The organism is Kitasatospora sp. NPDC056076, assembly GCF_042266305.1.
Classification (GTDB): domain Bacteria; phylum Actinomycetota; class Actinomycetes; order Streptomycetales; family Streptomycetaceae; genus Kitasatospora.
Genome location: NZ_JBHJWG010000113.1, coordinates 1 through 3,756, shown reverse-complemented (window position 1 = coordinate 3,756; position 3,756 = coordinate 1). Strand labels below are relative to the sequence as shown.

The window sequence follows — 3,756 nt, the reverse complement described above, 5'->3', positions numbered from 1 at the left end:
GGCACCGGGACCAGACCGTGGGCCGGCTTCCGGGCGCCGGGGGCCTGGCCGCGGGGCGCCGCTCACCGGACGTCCCGCCTTCCCCACCCTCATAGAGTCCACCGGCACCCGAAAACGATTACCGCCCTCCTCTAATGTGACGGTATGCACACCGACCACCGTCCCTGGGACGTCCTGCTGATCGGCGGCGCCTCCGGTCTCGGCAAGAGCCGCGCCGCCGAGCGCCTGGCCGCCGAGCACGGCGCGTTCACGGTCGAGTTCGACGACGTCGTCGCCGCCCTGCAGGGCGGCCGCCACCACCCCCGCCACCCACCCCGCACTGCACCACTTCGCCCCCTACCGCGACCCCGAGCGGGAACTGGGCGCCGACCGCGTCCTGGAACTGCAGATCGCCACCGCCCACGCCCTGGACGAAGCCCTGCTCGGCGTCGTGCGCAACCGCCTGAGCGTGGACGTGCCGGCCGTCGTCGAGGGCGACTACCTCACCCCCGCGGCCGCCGTACAGGCTGCCGCCGAGGCCGCCGCCCTCGGCCGGCGCCTTCGCGCCGTCTTCCTCCACGAGGGCGACCCGCGGCGCATCGGCGCCAACTACGCCCACCGCGAACCCGACGCCGGACCCCAGGACGCCCGCGCCGACGTCAGCGCCCGCTACTCCCACTGGCTCGCCGACCGGGCCCGCGCCGCCGGCCTGCCGGTGGTCGAGTGCCGCCCCTACGACACCCTGCCCGCACGCCTGACCGCCGCCCTGGCCTGAACCCGCGGCAGCCTCCCCCTACTGGCCTCCGGCGGGGGCGTCCTCGATGTCCGAGATCAGCTTGGTGCTCAGGTCGCTCTGCACCGCCAGCCGGGTGTGCCCGGCGTCGGGGCCGGTGCCCCAGGTGAGCGTGACCGTGGTGAACAGGTGCCCGGCGCCCGAGTCGTGGTAGCGCACCTCCCAGGCCGTGGGCACGTCCTGGGCGCGCAGCACGCCGTCGGCGTGGTTGGCCTCCTCCCACGCCGCCAGGCGCTGACGGAAGTCCTCGGTGAGGTAGTGGGCGCGCAGGCCGTCCGACAGGTCGTCGGTGCCGTCGGAGACGGCGTCGATGTAGGCGCCGTAGAAGTCGGCCACCCGGTCGACCGCCGAGTCCGGGCTGCCGCCGCGCACCGCGTCCCCTGGCTGGGTCATGATGGTCCCCTCCGTTTCGTACGGGCCCGCGCGCCGTCGAGACGCCGCCCGGGCCGGTCGGGCCGGTCGGTCCGTCCACCGGTCCCAACGATCGCCGGGCGCCGGAGGTTTCGGGTACGAAGTCCCAACGGGCTTGACGGGCGAGCGGGTTGGACGGGAGACAGGCGATGCTGATCGTGGTGAGCGGCGGGCCGGGCAGCGGCAAGACGACGCTGGCGCACGCCCTGGCCCGGGCCGTCGGCTGCCCGGCGGTCGTCCGCGACGAGTTCAAGGAGGGCCTGCTGCACGCGGGCACCCGTACGCCCGAACCCGACCTGGCGGTGCGCGACGCGTTCTTCGACGTCCTGGGCGTACTGGTGGACGCCGGGATCAGCGTGGTCGCCGAGGCCGCCTACCAGGACCGCCTCTGGCGCACCGGCCTGGCCCCGCTCGCCACCCGCACCGACCTGCGCATCGTGCACTGCCGGGTGGCCCCCGCCCTGGCCCGGCGCCGCATCGCCGAACGCCTGGCCACCGGCGCCCACCGCGCCGCCCACGCCGATCACGCCCTGCTCGCCGCCCCGACCGGCCCGGGCAACCTGATCGACGACTTCACCCCACTGTCCCTCCCCGTACCCCACCTGCACGTGGACACCACCCACGGCTACCACCCACCACTCCCGGACATCACCGCCTTCACCCGCCCATGAGCGCCGGGCACTGGAGCCCCAAAGGGAGTCAAGGTCGTGACGCGCGCACAAGACCCTGATCTGGGAACGCACCCGCATCACGCAGCGGCTGCGGCACGCCCTGCTCGACTACTCCCCCGCCGCCTTGGAGGCGTCCGACGACCGCCACCGGGATCCAGCTCGGTCCCAGCGGGCCCACGCACTCGCCGCGTGACGCTACAGCTCGGGCAAGGGGTCAACGGGGGTGGGGGACTGCCGCTCTTCCAGCCAGTAGAGGTAGATCCGCAGGTCAGTTGCCAGATCACCGGCGATGTAGAGCTCGAAGTCGCGAACGGCGGCGGCTATGCCCTGGTCTGCCCGGGCATCGCCCTCATCCCACTTGCTCCGCTGATCGGACAGGTATTGCACGACCTGGCCGCGGTTACGCCACCACTCCCGGACCGTTTCCGGTGTCCATCGGGAGTCGCCGTCACAGCCGTACCCGAGGAACGGGTCGCTGCCTGCCGCCTCGACCAGCAGCGCGGTGTCCGCAGGCGTTCGGGGCTGGCGATAGAGGTACTCGCTGAGGTACTCGCCTCCGTAGAGGACGTGGGCGGGCGCCGAGAGCCGTCCCGTCCAGCAGGTGTCAGTCTCCCCGCCGTAGAAGGGCCCGGGGACGTTGAGCCACAGTCGGTCTTCCCAACGGCCCCGAAAGGCATCGCGGTCGTTGCCGAGGACGGCCACCGGGTCGAAGTAGAGCGTCATCCGCCGAGACTAGGGCATTCGTTCGAACCAAACGACGGGCCGCCGATGGGAAGGGGACTGCCTCGCCCCGGCTCCCGCAGCGCCGCTGTCACCACGCCCGCACCCAACAGCTCCCCCAGTGCCGGACGCAGCGTGCCGTCGGGCCAGGGTGGTGGCACTGCGCAAGCAGGCGGCCACGACGGTGGCGCCGGCCCGGTGGGTGGTCGCGTATGGCGGGCGATCCTGCTACGGGCAAACCGTTCTGACGATGGGTCAGTTCCGGCGCCAGGGCATGGTGAGCGCGGCGGTACGGTCGCTCCACCGTTCGGCCGTCCAGCCCTCGACGCCGTAGCGCGCGCCCCAGTTCGTGCCGTCCCAGTCGTGCCCGGGCGTCCACGGCGGGCGTGGCGGCTGCCATCCTCCGGGGGTGGGGGTGACCAGCAGTTCGTCCTGGAGGGCGTAGCCATCGGTGAGGACGGTGGTGACGAACTGGGCGAAGCCGCCTTCGTGGACGTCCAGTGCGCCGTCGAGGCCGCCGCAGTCGAAGACCGCCACCGGCCACCGGTCCGGGTCGGGGCCGGTGGTCAGCCAGCAGCAGTGGGCGTGGTTGCTGTTGACGGCCCAGGAGAGCAGGCCTCCCGGGTCGGGGAAGACCGGGGTGTGGTCCTGGTCCCAGAACTCGTCCTCGCCGTGGACGAGTTCGCGCAGCTCCCCGTCGCTCCAGGTGCGCCAGTCGGCGAAGCCGTCGGGTGTGCCGTCGGGGCGGGTGCGGACCGGGGCGGTGAGGCCCCACTCGCCGTTGAGGTTCACCGCCCCGTAGAGATCGATGAACGCCCGGTAGTCGGAGGGCAGTTGGACGCCGAGCTCGGCGGGGGCGAGTTCCCAGGGGACCTGTGCGGGGGTGTAGGCGGGCTCGCCCATGATCGCCCGCAGCCGCTCGAACGCCGCTCCTGCCATGGGTCCCGCCTCGTCATCCCGCATCCGCTGCCCCGACTGCCCAACTGCCCGGCCTGCCCGGCCTGCCCGGCCTGCCCGGACGGCTCGTACTGTAGGCGAACCGTCCGACAGCCGGACGAGCGGGGCGGGCGTCAGCGGGATGCGGCGTCCTGGCGCAGGCGCTTCTTGTCGGGCTTGCCGACGGAGGTGAGCGGGATGGCGTCGACCAGGTGGAGGGCTTCGGGGGCGTAGAGGCGGCCCTTG

The 3,756-nt window shown here is 73.1% G+C and carries 6 protein-coding genes; 2 read left to right on the top strand and 4 right to left on the bottom strand.

What is annotated here, in order from left to right:
- A partial coding sequence (locus ACFC1T_RS38255) for a hypothetical protein (protein WP_375897396.1) occupies positions 1–297 on the bottom strand: 297 nt, incomplete at its 3' end.
- Between the two features lie 133 nt (positions 298–430).
- On the opposite strand from ACFC1T_RS38255, the gene ACFC1T_RS38250 reads away from it, so the two are divergent.
- Positions 431–754, top strand: a complete 324-nt coding sequence (locus ACFC1T_RS38250) for a hypothetical protein (RefSeq protein WP_375897394.1) — start codon at positions 431–433, stop codon at positions 752–754.
- A gap of 18 nt (positions 755–772) precedes the next feature.
- Here ACFC1T_RS38250 and ACFC1T_RS38245 read toward each other — a convergent pair whose 3' ends face one another.
- Positions 773–1,165, bottom strand: coding sequence for a hypothetical protein (locus ACFC1T_RS38245; protein ID WP_375897391.1), 393 nt, complete (start codon positions 1,163–1,165; stop codon positions 773–775).
- Between the two features lie 167 nt (positions 1,166–1,332).
- Here ACFC1T_RS38245 and ACFC1T_RS38240 point away from each other — a divergent pair, with 167 nt between their 5' ends.
- Entirely contained in the window at positions 1,333–1,854 is a 522-nt protein-coding gene (locus ACFC1T_RS38240) for an AAA family ATPase (RefSeq protein ID WP_375897389.1), read from the top strand.
- 195 nt (positions 1,855–2,049) lie between these two features.
- Here ACFC1T_RS38240 and ACFC1T_RS38235 read toward each other — a convergent pair whose 3' ends face one another.
- Both ACFC1T_RS38235 and ACFC1T_RS38230 read right to left on the bottom strand, forming a co-directional pair.
- Complete coding sequence (locus ACFC1T_RS38235) at positions 2,050–2,577, bottom strand: ferredoxin (RefSeq protein WP_375897386.1); 528 nt, start codon at positions 2,575–2,577, stop codon at positions 2,050–2,052.
- Between the two features lie 252 nt (positions 2,578–2,829).
- Positions 2,830–3,513, bottom strand: coding sequence for a hypothetical protein (locus ACFC1T_RS38230; RefSeq protein WP_375897384.1), 684 nt, complete (start codon positions 3,511–3,513; stop codon positions 2,830–2,832).
- Between the last annotated feature and the right edge of the window lie 243 nt (positions 3,514–3,756).

Bases quoted from the DNA above. Each gene is read 5' to 3' on its own strand.
- ACFC1T_RS38245 (WP_375897391.1), bottom strand. From the start codon at position 1,165: ATGACCCAGCCAGGGGACGCGGTGCGCGGCGGCAGCCCGGACTCGGCG.
- ACFC1T_RS38240 (WP_375897389.1), top strand. From the start codon at position 1,333: ATGCTGATCGTGGTGAGCGGCGGGCCGGGCAGCGGCAAGACGACGCTG.
- ACFC1T_RS38235 (WP_375897386.1), bottom strand. From the start codon at position 2,577: ATGACGCTCTACTTCGACCCGGTGGCCGTCCTCGGCAACGACCGCGAT.
- ACFC1T_RS38230 (WP_375897384.1), bottom strand. From the start codon at position 3,513: ATGGCAGGAGCGGCGTTCGAGCGGCTGCGGGCGATCATGGGCGAGCCC.